Source organism: Micromonospora sp. CB01531, from assembly GCF_001905095.1.
In the GTDB taxonomy this organism is placed as follows: Bacteria; Actinomycetota; Actinomycetes; order Mycobacteriales; family Micromonosporaceae; genus Micromonospora.
The window spans coordinates 1-15,610 of sequence record NZ_LWLS01000067.1; the positions used below are offsets into that span (position 1 = coordinate 1).

The 15,610-nt window shown below is 72.8% G+C and carries 11 protein-coding genes and 1 pseudogene; 9 read left to right on the forward strand and 3 right to left on the reverse strand.

Going from position 1 to position 15,610, the window contains the following annotated elements; genetic code table 11:
• Positions 1–1,254: 1,254 nt before the first annotated feature.
• Positions 1,255–2,967 (reverse strand): beta-N-acetylhexosaminidase, encoded by a 1,713-nt coding sequence (locus tag A6A27_RS16775; protein WP_241825304.1) that lies wholly within the window; start codon positions 2,965–2,967, stop codon positions 1,255–1,257.
• Positions 2,968–3,339: 372 nt separating this feature from the next.
• Between A6A27_RS16775 and ppdK the strand changes: the two genes are divergently transcribed.
• The 4 genes from ppdK to A6A27_RS16795 all read left to right on the forward strand — a co-directional run bounded on the left by ppdK (position 3,340) and on the right by A6A27_RS16795 (position 8,853).
• On the forward strand, positions 3,340–6,048 hold the full coding sequence (ppdK, locus tag A6A27_RS16780) for a pyruvate, phosphate dikinase (protein ID WP_073835557.1): 2,709 nt from the start codon (positions 3,340–3,342) through the stop codon (positions 6,046–6,048).
• A 131-nt stretch (positions 6,049–6,179) separates the two neighbouring features.
• The gene (locus A6A27_RS16785) at positions 6,180–6,533 is read left to right on the forward strand and encodes a VOC family protein (RefSeq protein WP_073835558.1); all 354 of its coding nucleotides are present in this window, start codon (positions 6,180–6,182) and stop codon (positions 6,531–6,533) included.
• Positions 6,534–6,590: 57 nt separating this feature from the next.
• Complete coding sequence (locus A6A27_RS16790; RefSeq protein WP_073835559.1) at positions 6,591–7,832, forward strand: deoxyguanosinetriphosphate triphosphohydrolase; 1,242 nt, start codon at positions 6,591–6,593, stop codon at positions 7,830–7,832.
• A gap of 181 nt (positions 7,833–8,013) precedes the next feature.
• Entirely contained in the window at positions 8,014–8,853 is an 840-nt protein-coding gene (locus A6A27_RS16795) for a siderophore-interacting protein (protein WP_073835560.1), read from the forward strand.
• A 61-nt stretch (positions 8,854–8,914) separates the two neighbouring features.
• Here A6A27_RS16795 and A6A27_RS16800 read toward each other — a convergent pair whose 3' ends face one another.
• A complete protein-coding gene (locus A6A27_RS16800; RefSeq protein ID WP_073835561.1) occupies positions 8,915–9,571 on the reverse strand; it encodes a hypothetical protein in 657 nt (218 codons plus the stop codon).
• A 135-nt stretch (positions 9,572–9,706) separates the two neighbouring features.
• On the opposite strand from A6A27_RS16800, the gene A6A27_RS16805 reads away from it, so the two are divergent.
• Genes A6A27_RS16805 through A6A27_RS16815 form a run of 3 tightly spaced genes read left to right on the forward strand, consistent with a single transcriptional unit; the run spans position 9,707 to position 11,818 of the window.
• Positions 9,707–10,684 (forward strand): ABC transporter ATP-binding protein, encoded by a 978-nt coding sequence (locus tag A6A27_RS16805; protein WP_073835562.1) that lies wholly within the window; start codon positions 9,707–9,709, stop codon positions 10,682–10,684.
• Positions 10,681–11,532: an ABC transporter permease gene (locus A6A27_RS16810; protein ID WP_073835563.1), complete on the forward strand. Its 852-nt coding sequence runs from the start codon at positions 10,681–10,683 to the stop codon at positions 11,530–11,532. The genes A6A27_RS16805 and A6A27_RS16810 overlap by 4 nt, the downstream gene beginning before the upstream one ends.
• A gap of 10 nt (positions 11,533–11,542) precedes the next feature.
• Positions 11,543–11,818, forward strand: coding sequence for a helix-turn-helix transcriptional regulator (locus A6A27_RS16815; protein WP_073835564.1), 276 nt, complete (start codon positions 11,543–11,545; stop codon positions 11,816–11,818).
• A gap of 49 nt (positions 11,819–11,867) precedes the next feature.
• Here the strand turns inward: A6A27_RS16815 and A6A27_RS47495 are convergent.
• Positions 11,868–13,267 (reverse strand): annotated as a pseudogene (locus A6A27_RS47495) (low temperature requirement protein A).
• Here A6A27_RS47495 and dnaG point away from each other — a divergent pair.
• Both dnaG and A6A27_RS16835 read left to right on the forward strand, forming a co-directional pair.
• Positions 13,176–15,071, forward strand: a complete 1,896-nt coding sequence (gene dnaG, locus A6A27_RS16830; protein WP_073835566.1) for a DNA primase — start codon at positions 13,176–13,178, stop codon at positions 15,069–15,071. The pseudogene A6A27_RS47495 and the gene dnaG sit on opposite strands and share 92 nt — an antisense overlap.
• A complete protein-coding gene (locus tag A6A27_RS16835; protein ID WP_073835567.1) occupies positions 15,072–15,608 on the forward strand; it encodes a hypothetical protein in 537 nt (178 codons plus the stop codon). It abuts the gene before it with no gap.
• Positions 15,609–15,610: the final 2 nt, after the last annotated feature.

Consider the following 15,610-nt stretch of genomic DNA (forward strand, 5'->3'; position numbering starts at 1 on the left):
GCAACTGGTGAAGTTCCCGGACGCTCACTAAGAAACTTAGGGAGTCGGGGCAGGATGATCTTGTCGATGGGGCTTCATCGGATCGCGATCCCGCAGCTCAGCCACCTGACAACGCATGTCAGCAAGGCTCGTTTGGGGCCTCGAATCGCCGACACCCCCAACCGAGCACCCAATGCCGTACCCAGCCGAGCCCCCACACGCGAGCAGACAACCACAGGGCCGGCTCGGCCGCGACGAGCGCCCAGGACAGACCCTTTTCGACCCGGCTCGCAGGGGTCGCCGCATAGCCGCAGGCCACCGCGACGGTCCGGGATTCCACACCGCTGATGCACCCTTGTCAGCCTTCGTCAGGGCCGACGGCGCCGCCGACCTGAACTGCCCCGGGTTCCATGGAAACCAGCTGCTGGCCCACCCGTCGGGTCAGGTCCTGTGAGGTCGCGTCAGGTTCTGTCAGACAGCGGCTTGCTGACAGCAGCGCTCGCTCGCCTCACAGAGACGGCGCACTCTGACCGGAATCGCGGGCCGTGGTCCCGTCACGCGGAATCCTGCCCGTCAGCGCGTAGCTGTCAGGCGAGGGCCATACGGGACAGCGGCATCCATGAGCGGTCAAGGCTTGGGCGGCGGTCCGGGCGGCCGGGACCAGACCGACGATCTGCAGGCCTCGGTCCCGGACCGGTGTGTGTCGCCCGCCCGCCCGTCCGGGACCGTCGAACGCCGTCCGGGACCGCCGAGCGCTGGTCCGCCGAGGCGGGACCGCGACGGTGGTGTCCCGGACTGCGGGCGTGTCTGCGCGGACCCGCAGAGCCGGTCCGGGGACCGGCCCGCTACAGCCCAAGATCGACTGCCAACGATGAGCGCCCGGTCTCCCCGGGTAGACCGAGCCGTAGCTCTGCATGCCGGCGCAGCCTGCGGACCTTGCTGTCGCATACGGCGACGGTCTCGGGCAGGTTGTCGGCCACCTCGACGCTGTTGCCACCGTCGTCGCTGCTGCGGGCGCAGGTCCACCCGGTGCACGTCAGCTCAACTCAGGGCACTGTTCAGGCACCTAACGGCGCCGGCCGACGAACTAAGCCAGACTGCTCCGGAAGCAGTGCCAATTCCGCAAAGTCTTCCCGTGCCCTCCGATAGTCGCCTGTGAGCATGAGCAGATTCGCCGGGTCGAGGCGGGATCGCCACGACCCGGCGATCTTGGGCGCGGCTGCCCGATCGCCGGCGCCCGCCAGGGGCGGGCGCGGCGTGGGTGGGTGTGGCGGGTCAGCTGGAATGGGGCGCCTCGTCCCGGGAGTGCTGGGTCGGGATCGGGTGGGTGGACGTCGCCGGCCAGGGGATCTCCGGGGCGGGATGGAAGGCGATCCCGGCGGCGGTCCAGCGCGGGCCGTGACCGGCCAGCCGGTCCCGGAACGCGGCCCAGTCGTGCGTCGACCGGGGGGACCAGCCCAGCTCGGCGATGGCGGGCAGGCGCGGGAAGAGCATGAACTCCACCTCGGCCAGCGTGGTGACCGTCTCCGTCCAGAGCGGTGCCTCCACCCCGAGCACGGCCTCGGCCGGTACGCCGGTCAGGTGCGTCCCCGGATCCCAGTCGTACGCCCGCCGCACGTCGATCAGGCCGGCCCAGTCGTGCCCGATGGGAGTGTCCGGGGCGTACTTCATGTCCAGGTAGACGCGGTTGCCGGGGGAGAGGATCACGCGGGCGCCGCGGCGTACCGCGTCGGCGGTCTCGGGGTCGTCGCCGTTGGTGCCCCACCACTGGAGTACCCGCCCGTCGGCGTGCCCGGTCGGGGCGAGCTGGTGCCAACCGACCACGGTCTTCCCGGTCGCCGCCACCAGCGTCTGCGCCCGCTCGATGAAGCCGCGGTAGGTGTCGGCCGGCACCTTGAACGCCTCGTCGCCGCCGAGGTGCAGCCACGGCCCGGGGGTGAGCGCGGCCACCTCGCCGACCACATCGGCGACGAAGGCGTACGTCCGCTCGTCGGCGGGGTCGACGTAGCTGAAGCCGACCTCGGTGCCGGTGTACGGCGGCGGCGGGGTCTTGCCGGGCGCCAGCTCGGGGTATGCGACCAGCGCCGCGTTGGTGTGCCCGGGCAGGTCGATCTCCGGCACCACGGTGACGTGGCGGCGGGCGGCGTACGCGACGATCCGCCGGTAGTCGTCCTTGGTGTACCAGCCGCCGGGCCCGCCGCCCACCTCGGTGCTCCCGCCGACCTCGGTGAGTCGCGGCCAGGAGTCGACCGTGATCCGCCACCCCTGGTCGTCGGTGAGGTGCAGGTGCAGGTGGTTGAGCTTGTACCGGGCCAGGTGGTCGACCACCCGCAGCACGTCGTTGGCGGGGAAGAAGTGTCGGGCCACGTCGAGCATCGCCCCTCGGTACGCGAACTGCGGCCGGTCGACGATGGTGCCGCCGGGCACCACCCAGCGCTCGGCGACCGGGGTGGCGCTCTCCACCGCCGCCGGAAGGAGCTGCCGGAGGGTCTGCACGCCGTGGAACAGGCCGGCTGCGCTGCCGGCGGTGATCCGGACCTCGGCGCCGGTCACGTCGAGCCGGTAGCCCTCGTCGCCGAGCGCCTCGGCAGCCGCGCGGCCCGTCCCGGCAGCGTTCGCGCCAGCCGGCGCCGATGCCGCTGCGCCGACGGGGCCCGCCGCGTCGGTGGACGTCGCCACGCTGGTCAGGGTGAGCACGAGCGAACCGTCGGCCCGAGCGGCGGAGTCGGTGACCGGGAGCGGGTAGCCGGTCGCCGGGCGGAGCAGCTCGGCGAGCTGTTCGGCGACGTCCCGGGCGGCCGGGTCGGCGTCGACGCGGATCACCGCGTCCTCGGCGAGCCCGAAGTCGGCCGCCGGGTCTGGCGTGACCAGCTCGGGGGCGGGCACCACGTCGGCCAGCCGTACCTGCGCGGGTGGGGCGAGCAGCTCGCCGGCCGCGCGGGCCGCGGTCCGGGCCAGGTCGGCGGCGGCCGGCTGGCGGGAGGACAGGCCGACCGGGTCGAGCGGCTCGGGACCGGTCTCGGACGGGGCGGCGGGGGTGGTCGGCACGGTGACGGCTCCCGGGTGTATTTGCGCGGGATATGGCAAAGGCGAGGTTCGGCGGAACCAGTGCCGTCAAGAGTACGAGAGGAATTGGAATTGCGTGATCCTGCGCATGGAAGCGTTCCCAAAAGCCGGTACGGACGCGGATAGTGGTGACGGCTGTGCCGATTGTCACCGAACGGTCCCAGCCCCCTCGATGTTCGCTTAACCTTCGCCCACCGGCCGCTGACCACACCGGGATTACCGGTGGTCGGTCTCGGGGTATGTCCGAACTGAACCTTCGTTAAGTGTCAATTCCGGCGCGCGTGGGAGGCTCTGGTGGCAGCGCAAGAGACGGTCGATCACAAGTACGTCTACGACTTCGCCGAGGGCAACAAGGACCTCAAGGATCTGCTCGGCGGCAAAGGGGCCAACCTGGCCGAGATGACCAATCTCGGGCTGCCGGTGCCGCCCGGCTTCACCATCACCACCGAGGCCTGCAAGGCGTACCTGGCGACCGGCCGGGAGCCGGACGGGCTGGCTGGCCAGGTCGAGGCGCACCTGGAGGCACTGGAGCGGGAGATGGGCCGCCGGCTCGGCGACGCGGACGACCCGCTGCTGGTCTCGGTCCGCTCCGGGGCCAAGTTCTCCATGCCCGGCATGATGGAGACCGTCCTGAACGTCGGCCTCAACGACCGCAGTGTCATCGGACTCGCCACCCGGGCCGGCGGCAACGACCGGTTCGCCTGGGACTCCTACCGCCGCCTGATCCAGATGTTCGGCAAGACCGTCTGCGACGTGCCGGGCGAGGAGTTCGAGCACGCCATCGACGACGCCAAGCGCGCCAAGGGTACGGACAACGACCTGGACCTGGACGCGGACGACCTGCGCGGGCTGGTCGACACGTTCAAGAGAATCTTCGCCAAGCACACCGGCCGGGAGTTCCCGCAGGAGCCCCGGGAGCAGCTCGACCTGGCCATCCACGCGGTCTTCGAGTCGTGGAACGCCGAACGCGCGGTGGTCTACCGGCGGCAGGAGCGCATCCCGGCCGACCTGGGCACCGCGGTCAACGTGGTGGCCATGGTCTTCGGCAACCTCGGCGCCGACTCGGGCACCGGCGTCGCCTTCACCCGCGACCCGGGCAGCGGCGCCCAGGGCATCTACGGCGACTACCTGGCCAACGCGCAGGGTGAGGACGTGGTCGCCGGCATCCGCAACACCGTGCCGCTGGAAGAGCTGGAGCGGATCGACAAGAAGTCCTACGACGAGCTGCTCGACTACATGGCCCGGTTGGAGGAGCACTACAAGGACCTCTGCGACATCGAGTTCACCATCGAGCGCGGCAAGCTCTGGATGCTCCAGACCCGGGTCGGCAAGCGCACCGCGGCGGCGGCCTTCGTCATCGCCGGCCAGCTCGTCGACGAGGGTCTGATCGACCTGGACGAGGCGCTGCACCGGGTCAACGGCGCGCAGCTCGCCCAGCTGATGTTCCCCCGGTTCCAGCTCGACCACGATTACGAGCCGGTGGCCAAGGGCATCGGGGCCTCACCCGGCGCGGCGGTCGGCAAGGCGGTCTTCACCTCCGCCCGGGCGGTCGAGCTGGCGGCCGAGGGCGAGGCGGTGATCCTGGTCCGCCGGGAGACCAACCCCGACGACCTGAACGGGATGATCGCCGCCAAGGGCATCCTCACCTCGCGCGGCGGCAAGACCAGCCACGCGGCCGTGGTGGCCCGGGGCATGGGCAAGACCTGCGTGTCCGGCGCGGACGAACTCCAGGTCGACATCCCGGCGAAGCGGTTCACCGTCGCCGGGCAGACCGTCAGCGAGGGGGACGTCGTCTCCATCGACGGCACCACCGGCAAGGTCTACCTCGGCGAGGTGCCGGTCATGCCGTCCGAGGTGGTGCAGTACTTCGAGGGCACCCTCGACGCGGAGCGGACCGACCACCCGCTGGTCCGGGCCGTACACCGGATCATGACCCACGCCGACGCCAGGCGGCGGCTGGCGGTCCGGGCGAACGCCGACACCGGTGCGGATGCGGCCCGGGCCCGGCGGTTCGGTGCCCAGGGCATCGGCCTGTGCCGCACCGAGCACATGTTCCTCGGCGACCGGCGGGAGCTGGTGGAGCGGCTGATCCTGGCCTCCGGTGACCAGGAACGGCAGCAGGCGCTGGCCGCGCTGCTGCCGTTGCAGCGGGAGGACTTCGTCGAGATCTTCCGCGAGATGGACGGCCTGCCGGTCACCGTGCGGCTGATCGACCCGCCGCTGCACGAGTTCCTGCCCCCGCTGGAGCAGCTCGCGGTCAACGTCGCCGTCGCTCAGGAGCGTGGCGAGGACGTGGCCAAGGAGGAGGCGCTGCTCGCCGCCGTCCGGCGGATGCACGAGGAGAACCCGATGCTGGGCCTGCGCGGCGTACGGCTGGGTCTGGTCATCCCCGGCCTGTTCGCCATGCAGGTCCGCGCGATCGCCGAGGCCGCCGTGACGGTCGTTCGGGCCGGCGGGTCGGCCTGCCCGGAGATCATGGTCCCGCTGGTCGGCGCCGTGCAGGAGCTGGAGACGGTACGCGCTGAGGCCGAGAAGATCATCGCCGAGGTGGTCGGCGACAGCGGCGTCGAGGTGCTGATCGGCACGATGATCGAGGTGCCCCGGGCGGCGCTGACCGCCGGGCAGATCGCCGAGGCGGCGCAGTTCTTCTCGTTCGGCACCAACGACCTGACCCAGATGGGCTGGGGCTTCTCGCGGGACGACGTGGAGGGCGCCTTCTTCTGGCGCTACCTGGAGCTGGGCATCTTCGGCATCTCGCCGTTCGAGTCGATCGATCGGGAGGGCGTCGGCCGGCTGGTCCGGATCGCGGCCGAGGAGGGGCGGGCCGCCCGGCCCGGGCTGAAGCTCGGCGTCTGCGGCGAGCATGGCGGCGACCCCGACTCGGTGCACTTCTTCCACGAGGTCGGGCTTGACTACGTCTCCTGCTCCCCCTTCCGCGTCCCGGTGGCCCGCCTGGAGGCTGGCCGAGCCGCCGTGGAAACCCAGGGCTCCGACTCCCGCTGAGCCCGGTCGGGGGGCCGCCGGCGCGCCGGTCGGCGGCCCCCCGACGGGTTCCCCGCCTCGCCCGGCGCGCCGTCCGGCGGCTCCGGGCGTAACCTGGGCTCGCTCGTGTCGATCAGCAGAAGGGTGGCCGCATGACCAGCGTCTGGGAGAACCTGACCGTGGACGCCCAGGACCCGTCGCGGCTCGCCCACTGGTGGGCCGAGGCGCTCGGCTACCAGGTGGTGAGCGAGAAGCCGGACGAGGTGGAGATCCGCCGGGCGCCGGACCAGCTCCCCGGCATCGTCTTCGTCCCGGTCACCCAGGCGAAGGAGACCAAGAACCGGCTGCACCTCGACCTGCGCCCGGCGAACCAGGAGGCGGAGGTCGAGCGGCTGGTCGACATGGGAGCCCGGCACGTGGACATCGGCCAGGGCGACGTCGGGTGGACCGTGCTGGCCGACCCGGAGGGCAACGAGTTCTGCGTGCTCCGTGAGCGCGAGGAGTGAGCCGGTTTTGCGAGCCCGCAGTCGCGAACAGAGGTGGCGCGGGCGAGAGGATGACGGTTGAGCGCGCGTCCCGGCGCTGAGGACGGGGCGCGCTTCGTCGTCGAGCCGCCCAAGGACACCGGGTACGGGCGGTCGCCGTACGAGCGGGACCGGGCGCGGGTGCTGCACTCGGCGGCGTTCCGCCGGCTCGCCGCGAAGACCCAGGTGCACACCGCGGGCACTGACGACTTCCTGCGTACCCGGCTGACCCACTCGCTCGAGGTGGCGCAGATCGCCCGGGAGATGGGCGCCCGGCTCGGCTGCGACCCGGACGTGGTGGACACCGCGGGACTGGCCCACGACCTGGGGCATCCGCCTTTCGGGCACAACGGCGAGGATGCCCTGGACGTCATCGCCGCCGGCTGCGGCGGCTTCGAGGGCAACGCGCAGACGCTGCGGGTGCTCACCCGGCTGGAGGCCAAGGTGCTCGGGCCGGACGGCCGTTCCGCCGGGCTCAACCTGACCCGGGCCTCCCTCGACGCGGTCAGCAAGTATCCCTGGGAGCGCCGGCCGGGTGAGCGCAAGTTCGGCGTGTATGCCGACGACCGCCCGGTCTTCGACTGGCTGCGCGCCGGGGCTCCGCCCGGCGGTCGGCGCTGCCTGGAGGCGCAGGTGATGGACTGGGCCGACGACGTGGCGTACTCGGTCCACGACGTCGAGGACGGCATCCACGGCGGGTACGTCAGCCTGCGGCCGCTGCTGGCCGACCCCGAGGAGCGGCGGGCGCTCTGCGCCGACGTGGCGGCGACGTACTCCGGGGAGGCCCCCGAGGACCTGCACGAGGTCCTGGTCGAACTGCTCGCCGAGCCGGCGCTCGCCCCGCTCGCCGCGTACGACGGCAGCCATGGGGCCCTGGCGGCGTTGAAGGCGACCACCAGCGTGCTCACCGGTCGCTTCGTCGCCACCGTGGTGGCCGCCACCGAGGACCGGCACAGCCCCGGCCCGCACCGCCGGTACGCGGCCGATCTGGTGGTGCCGCGTCGGATCCGGGCGCAGTGCGCGCTGCTCAAGGGCATCGCGTTGCGCTACGTCATGCGCCGCCCCGGCGCCGGCACCCGGTACGCCCAGCAGCGGGAGATCCTCGCCGAGCTGGTCGCCGTCCTGGTCGACCGGGCGCCGGACGCGCTTGACCCGGTCTTCGCGCCGCTGTGGCGGGAGGCGCCCGATGACCTCGCGCGGCAGCGCGTGGTGATCGACCAGGTGGCCTCGCTCACCGACCCGGCCGCCCTGGCCTGGCACGTCCGCCTGGTCCGCCGCTGACCCGCGCCGCGCCCGCGGCCCGCGGCCCGCGGCGAGATCCGCGCAACATGCCGGAAGTTGCTGCCTTTCCGTGTCGGCAAGTGCGCACATCCCCGATCCTGTCCGGATCCCGCCGGCCCCGGCCTGGGCAGGGGCACGGGCGGAGGTGGCGGGGCCGGGGACTTAGGCTAGCCTAAGTGGCATGACGCAGCGCCCGAAGAAGGTCACCGCCGCCACGGTCGTACGGACCGAGCGGCCCACCCCGCACCTGGTCCGGCTGGTGCTGGGCGGGGAGGAACTGGCCGGCCTGCCGGTGGGCGCGTACACCGATCACTACGTCAAGTTCGTCTTCCCGCCGGCCGGGGTGAGCTATCCGCACCCGACGGACCTGGCCACCATCAAGCGGGAGTTCCCGGCCGCGCAGTGGCCGCGGCTACGGGCGTACACGGTGCGGGCCTGGGACGCGGCGGCCGGCGAACTCACCGTTGACGTGGTGTACCACGGCGACCAGGGGCTGGCCGGGCCGTGGGCGGCCGGCCTGCGCCCCGGCGACCGGGTGCTGTTCACCGGCCCCGGCGGGGCGTACGCCCCAGACCCGACGGCCGACTGGCACCTGTTGGTGGGGGACGAGAGCGCGCTGCCGGCGATCGCCGCCGCCCTGGAGCGGCTGCCGGCCGGCGCGCCCGCGAAGGTCTACCTCGAGGTCGGCGGCCCGGCCGACGAGCTTCCGCTGACCAGCCTGGGTGCGGTCGAGCTGTGCTGGCTGCACCGCGCCGGCCGCCCGGTGGGCGAGGCGCTGGTCGAGGCGGTCCGGGCGCTGGACTTCCCGTCCGGCCGGGTGCACGCCTTCGTCCACGGTGAGGCCACCGCCGTCAAGGAGTTGCGCCGGCTGCTGCGCGTCGAGCGCGGGGTGCCCCGGGAGGCGTTGTCCATCTCCGGCTACTGGCGGCGCGGCATGGACGACGAGGGCTGGCGCTCCACCAAGGCCGCCTGGAACGCTCAGGTGGAAGCCGAGGAAGTCACCGTCGCCCTGCCCGCCTGAGTCCGCGTCGCGCCGCGTGGGGGCCGTCGTCGATCAGGTGGGCCGCGGTCAACGCTCGTGATCAACCAGCCACCCGCGAGGGCGAGGTGAGCGAGCGGGTGGTGAGGACGGTGTCCACCTGGGCGGCGGAGCGGGCGATGCGGCGGCGGATTGCGCGCAGGTGCCCGGCGACCGAGGCGGCCGCGACCACCATCGCGACCAGTGCCGCCACCCAGACCGGCACGCCGAGCAGCAGCACCGCCATGGTGGCGGCGAGGGCGACCAGCACGCTGTTCACCAGCGCGATCATGCCGGCCTGGCTGACCAGGTCGCGGAACCAGTGCCGGTGGAACGGCTCGGGCGCGAACGGACCCGCGTCGTCCAACGTCGGCATGATGATGAACGGGATCAGGCTGGGCGCGCGGCGGGCCAGGTAGGTGCGGAGCACGGTGGCCGCGACCGCGTACCGGCGGCCCCGGTCGTTCAGCTCGACCTGGCGGGCGAAGACGAAGACCCCGAGCAGCAGGACCAGCAGGCCGAGCCCGGCCAGCACCGCCGGGCGGATCTGGCCGTCGGGCCGGCCGGTGCTGATCAGCCCGGCCGATATGGCGGTTGCTCCCGACGCCACCGCCAGGAAGAAGGTGAACCGGGCGGTGGACTGGTCGTGCACCGTGCGGCTCAGCTCGCGCAGGTGCTCGTACTCGGCGAGCGCGATGCTCAGCTCCGTGTCGTCGGCCATCTGGCGCTCCCCTCCCCGATCGATCGCGGGTATCACCGTAGCCAAGATCGGCGAGAGTGGTGGCGGTGACCTGTCGCGCTTCCGACGGGGAGCGGGTGTGCCTCGATATATAGTAGGGATGCTACATTTCGCGGTATGACTGCGGTCGAACTGCCGGGAGTCGCCCCGACTCCCCACCCGCCCGACGAGGAACTGGTCCTCGACGTCCGCGACCTGCGCATGCGGTACGGCACCGTCGACGTGCTGCACGGGGTCGATCTCACCGCTCGGCGCGGCGAGGTGCTCGCCCTGCTCGGGCCCAACGGCGCCGGCAAGACCACCACCATCGAGATCCTCGAGGGCTTCCGGATGCGCTCGGCGGGAGAGGTCCGCGTCCTCGGCGTCGACCCCGGCCGGGGCGACGAACGCTGGCGGGCCCGGATGGGGGTGGTGCTCCAGTCCTGGCGGGACCACGGCAAGTGGCGGGTCCGGGACCTGCTGGCCCACCTGGGCACCTTCTACGCGCCGTACGCCACCGACCGGATCATCCGGCCCTGGCCCGTCGACGAGTTGCTGGACGCCGTCGGCCTCACGCCGCACGCGAGCAAGCGGGTGCACCAGCTCTCCGGCGGCCAGCGCCGCCGGCTGGACGTGGCGGTCGGCATCGTCGGCCGCCCGGAGCTGCTCTTCCTGGACGAGCCGACGGTCGGCTTCGACCCGGCCGCCCGGCGCGAGTTCCACGACCTGGTGCACCGCCTCGCCGACCTGGACGAGACCACCATCCTGCTCACCACGCACGACCTGGACGAGGCGGAGAAGCTCGCCGACCGGATCCTCATCCTGGCCGGCGGCCGGATCATCGCCGACGGCTCGCCCGACGAGCTGGCCCGCCGGGTGGCCGGGGACGCGGAGATTCGGTGGACCCGGGACGGCGAGCGCTTCGTGCACGTCGCGGCCGACGCCACCGGCTTCGTCCGCGACCTGCTGAACGAGCACGGCGACGGCGTGCAGGAGCTGGAGATCCGCCGGGCCAGCCTGGAGGACGCGTACATGGCACTGGTCTACGAAGAGGAATCCGGGGTCCGGGCCGGCACGGCGGCGGCCTCGGTGTGGCGGCAGGGGAGTACGTCATGAACCCGACCACGGCGGCCGTCCGGGCCGGCGTCCAGCGCGGCGCGATCGAGCTGCGCAACAGCTTCACCAACGCGCAGGACCTGTGGAACTACTTCTTCCCGACCATCATCCTGCTGGTCACCATGTTCTTCATGCGCGGGGCCTCCGTGCCCGGCACCTCCTTCTCCCTCGGCGCGCGTACGCTGCCCAGCGCGCTCGGCATGGGGCTCGCGTTCGGCGGGCTGCTCGGGCTGTCCCAGCAGCTCATCGTCGACCGGGAGGACGGCACGCTGCTGCGGGCCAAGGCGACGCCGAACGGCATGCTCGGCTACCTGATCGGCAAGATCGTCATGCTCTCGGCGGTGGCGATGATCGGGTTCGCCCTCCAGCTCACTCCGGCGCTGTTCTTCCTGGACGGGATCCGGCTCACCGATGGCGGCGCCTGGCTCACGATGGCCTGGGTGGTGCCGCTCGGGCTGGTGGCGACCCTGCCGCTGGGCGCGGTGATCGGCTCGCTGATCGAGAACCCCCGAAACATGGGCCTGGTGGTGCTGCCGATCTTCGGCCTCATCGCACTCTCCGGCATCTTCTACCCGGTCAACGGCTACCCGGGCTGGCTCCAGGCCGTCGCCCAGGCCTTTCCGATCTACTGGCTAGGGTTGGGGATGCGCTCGGCATTGCTGCCGCCGGAGTTGGCCGCCGTCGAGCTGGGCGGGTCCTGGCGGCACGTGGAGACGTTTGGCGTGCTGGGTCTCTGGGCCGTGCTCGGGCTGACCCTGGCCCCGGTCGTGCTGCGCCGGATGGCCCGCCGCGAGTCCGGTTCCCGGGTCGCGGCCCGCCGGGAGAAGGCCATGCAGCGGGTGGTGTGAGAGGGCATCGATGAGTGAGACCGTGCACAACCGGATCGCCGTGCTGCGCGCCGAGCGGGGCATCTCCCGGCGGCAGCTCGCCGACGCGCTGGGCGTGCACTACCAGACGGTGGGCTACCTGGAACGGGGCGAGTTCCGGCCCAGCCTGCACCTGGCACTGCGGATCGCCGCGTACTTCGAGGTGCCGGTCGAGGTGGTCTTCTCCATCGAGCCGTTCCCGCGGATCGGGGAGGGCGCGGGGGCGGGCCGGTCGGCCCGACCCGCCCGCTCCGGCCCGGCCGGCTGACGGACACCGGCGCAGCGGCCGACGAGATCGCCGACGCCGGGCCGTCCGGTCACGACGCCTTCGCCATGCCGGTGAGGTGCCGGGTGAGCAGCACCGCGTAACCGCCGAGCGTCGCGGCGACCAGCAGCAGCATGGGGAGCGGGCTGGCCACGGCGGCGGCGATGGCGGTGACCGACCCGATCCCGCCGCCGGTCAGGGCGAGCCGGCGGGCGCCCAGCCGCCGCAGCGACAGCCAGTGCAGCCCGAGGCCGCAGAGCATCCACCCCACCAACGAGCCGGCCAGGATCAGCCGCAGCGCCGGCGGGATCGTCGGCGCCTCCGCGTCGATCTGCCGGATCACCTCCCCCAGCGACCAGCCGAGCAGCAGCAGCGCGCTGCTCATCGGGAGGTGCAGGTAGGCGTACGCCTGCCCGCCGCGCAGCCGGGCCAGCGCCAGTCCGGTGTTGACGAAGGTGGTGTAGACCCACCACACGGCCGCCGGTACGGCGAACGCGGCGGCCGCGGCGACGGCCAGCCGCGGCCCGGGGTGGATCGGGACCGCGGCAAGCACGTTCGCCAGGGCGCTGCCGAGCACGATGATGGAGAACTGGCCCATCCGCTCGGGGAGGTGCACCACGTCGACCGGAGACCGGCTGAGCCGGCGCAGCCCCAGCCAGGGAGTGGCCAGCTCGACGGTCATCGCCACCGCCCAGACCGCAGGCCGGACGGGCGCCGGTACGGCCAGCGAGGCGAGCCAAACCACCCAGCCCGCGCCGAAACCGGTGAGGTAGACGTTCGTCACCTCGCGGGCCGCGTCACTGCTCGGCCGGACCCGGAGTAGAGCAGCAGCAGGACGCCGCGGACCACAAGGTAACCGACCGGCAGCAGGACGGAGTGTGGCGCCCCGGCCACGCCCAGAGTGAGCGCCCCGGCGCCGGCCACGGCCACCAGCACCAGCAGCCGGTGCTGGGTGTCGTCCGGGTCGTACCGGGTGTCGTAGAAGACCTGGCCCGCCCAGGCGAACTGCAGCACCACGAAGAGCCCGCCGGCGGCCAGCAGTGCCGTGGGGCTGGGCACGAGCCGGTGGCCGAGCCGGCCGACCACGGCGGCCGTCGCCAGGACGAAGACCAGGTCGAAGAAGAGCTCCAGCCAGGTTGCGTGCCGCTGGCCGGCTTCGTCCGGTGCACGGCGCGAGGGCCGGAGGACGAACCGGGCGGCCAACCGGCCCCGGCCACGGCGCACCGTGGGCGCGTACCCGTCGCACGTCTTCGATGATCGCGGACGCGGAGCGGCCCGCGGGACGTAACCGCCGAGCCCACGCGGCATTCGCCACACCTGCCGTCCCCCGGTCGCCGGATCGTCGGTCCCGCAGGGCAGGATGTACGCCGAGGGGGTGGCGGAGATGGCGGGGCGGATCCGGGACGAGGACATAGCGCTGGTCCGCGAGCGCACCTCGATCGCCGAGGTCATCTCCGACACGGTGACCCTCAAGTCGGCCGGCGGCGGCAACCTGAAGGGGCTGTGCCCGTTCCACGACGAGAAGAGCCCGTCGTTCAACGTCTCGCCCGCCCGCAACGTCTGGTACTGCTTCGGCTGCGGGGCAGGCGGCGACGCCATCAAGTTCCTGATGGACGCCGAGCACCTGAGCTTCGTGGAGTCCGTCGAGCGGCTGGCCGACCGCGCCGGCATCCAGCTCCGCTACGTGGAGGACGACCGGTCGGCCCCGCGACGTGACCGGTCGCAGCAGGGGCAGCGGCAGCGGCTGGTCGCCGCGCACGCCGCCGCCGTCGACTTCTACCGCGCCCAGCTCAGCACCGCCGGCGCCCGCCCGGCCCGGGAGTTCCTGGCCCGGCGCGGCTTCGACCGGGCCGCCGCCGAGCGCTACGGCTGCGGCTTCGCCCCCGACGCCTGGGACCTGCTCACCAAGCACCTGCGGCAGCAGGGCTTCACCCACGACGAGCTGGTCACCGCCGGGCTGTCCCGCCCGGCCCGCTCGGGCTCCCTGATCGACCGGTTCCGCCGCCGGCTGCTCTGGCCGATCCGCGACCTCACCGGCGACGTGATCGGCTTCGGCGCCCGCAAGCTGTTCGACGACGACGACGGCCCGAAATACCTCAACACCCCCGAGACGCCGATCTACAAGAAGTCGCACGTCCTCTACGGCATCGATCAGGCCAAGCGGGAGATCGCCAAGCAGGGCAAGGTGGTCGTGGTCGAGGGCTACACCGACGTGATGGCCTGTCACCTGGCCGGGGTGAGCACCGCCGTGGCGACCTGCGGCACGGCGTTCGGCGCCGACCACATCGGCGTGCTGCGCCGGCTGCTGCTGGACACCGACGCGGTGGCCGGCGAGATCATCTTCACCTTCGACGGGGACGCCGCCGGTCAGAAGGCCGCGCTGCGCGCCTTCGAGGACGACCAGCGCTTCGTCGGCCGGACCTTCATCGCGGTCAGCCCCGACAACATGGACCCGTGCGAGCTGCGCCTGGCCAAGGGGGATCTGGCGGTCCGCGATCTGGTGGCCCGCCGCGAGCCGCTGGTCGACTTCGCGCTCCGCCACGTGATCAACCGGTACGACCTGGACACCGTCGACGGCCGGGTGGAGGCGATGCGCCGGGCCGCCCCGCTGGTCGCCAAGATCAAGGACCGGGAGAAGCGCCCCGAGTACGTCCGCAAGCTCGCCGGCGACCTCGGCATGGAGATCGAGCCGGTGCAACGCGCGGTGCTGACCGCCGCGTCCGGGCACCCGGCCGGGGAGCCTGCCGCTCCGGCCCGCTCCGGCCCGGCCGCGCCGACGGTGGACAGCCCGCAGTCGATGGTCGAACGGGAGGCGCTGAAGCTCGCCCTCCAGGAGCCGGTGCTGGCCGGCCCGATGTTCGACGCGGTGGAGGCTGGCGAATACCGGCACCCGGTGCACGTGGCGGTGCGGGCGGCCATCGCCGCGGCCGGCGGGGCGGCGGCGGCCACCGGCGGCGCGGTCTGGATCGAGCAGGTCCGGGACGCCTGCGACGACCTGGCGGGCCAGGCGCTCGTCGGCGAGCTGGCCGTCGAGCCGTTGCGCATCGACGGCGAGCCCGACCCGCGCTATGTCACGGTGACCCTGGCCCAGCTCCAGTGGGGCTCGGTGACCGGCCGGATCAAGGACCTCAAGTCGAAGATCCAGCGGATCAACCCGGTGAGCAACAAGGACGAGTACTTCGCGCTTTTCGGTGAACTGCTCTCGCTGGAGCAGCACGCGCGGGCGCTACGCGAGCAGGCCGCCGGAGGGCTGTGAATGGGACTGTTCAACCGCAAGCCGAAGCTGCCGCCCGCCGCCCGCCCGCCGCTGGCCGCCGAGGAGCGGGTGCTCGCCTGGGCCGCCGCCGGCAACGGCGAGGGCGACGGCGTGCTGGTCGCCAGCAACCTCGGGCTCTGGCTGCCCGGCCGGGGGCACCGGATCGGCTGGCACGACATCCTCAAGGCGGTCTGGTCGGGGCGCGAGCTCACCGTCACCCTGGCCGAGCGGGTCGCCGAGCGGGACGGCTACCTGGTGGTGGCGGACTGCCCCGCCGAGACCTACCTGCTGCTCGACCCGGGCGACCTGCCGCACCAGGTGCGGGCCCGGGTCACCCGCTCGGTGGCGTACACCAGTCACCACCCGGTGCCTGGCGGCGCCGGCCGGATCGCCGCCCGCCGGGTGCCCGGGGTGGACGGGCTGACCTGGACGGTCCGCTACGACCCGGGCACGCCCGCCGACGACGAGGCGGTGGCCGTCGAGACCGACCGGCTGGTCGCCGCCGCCCGGTCGGCCACCGCCCCCGCCGACGTCTGAGC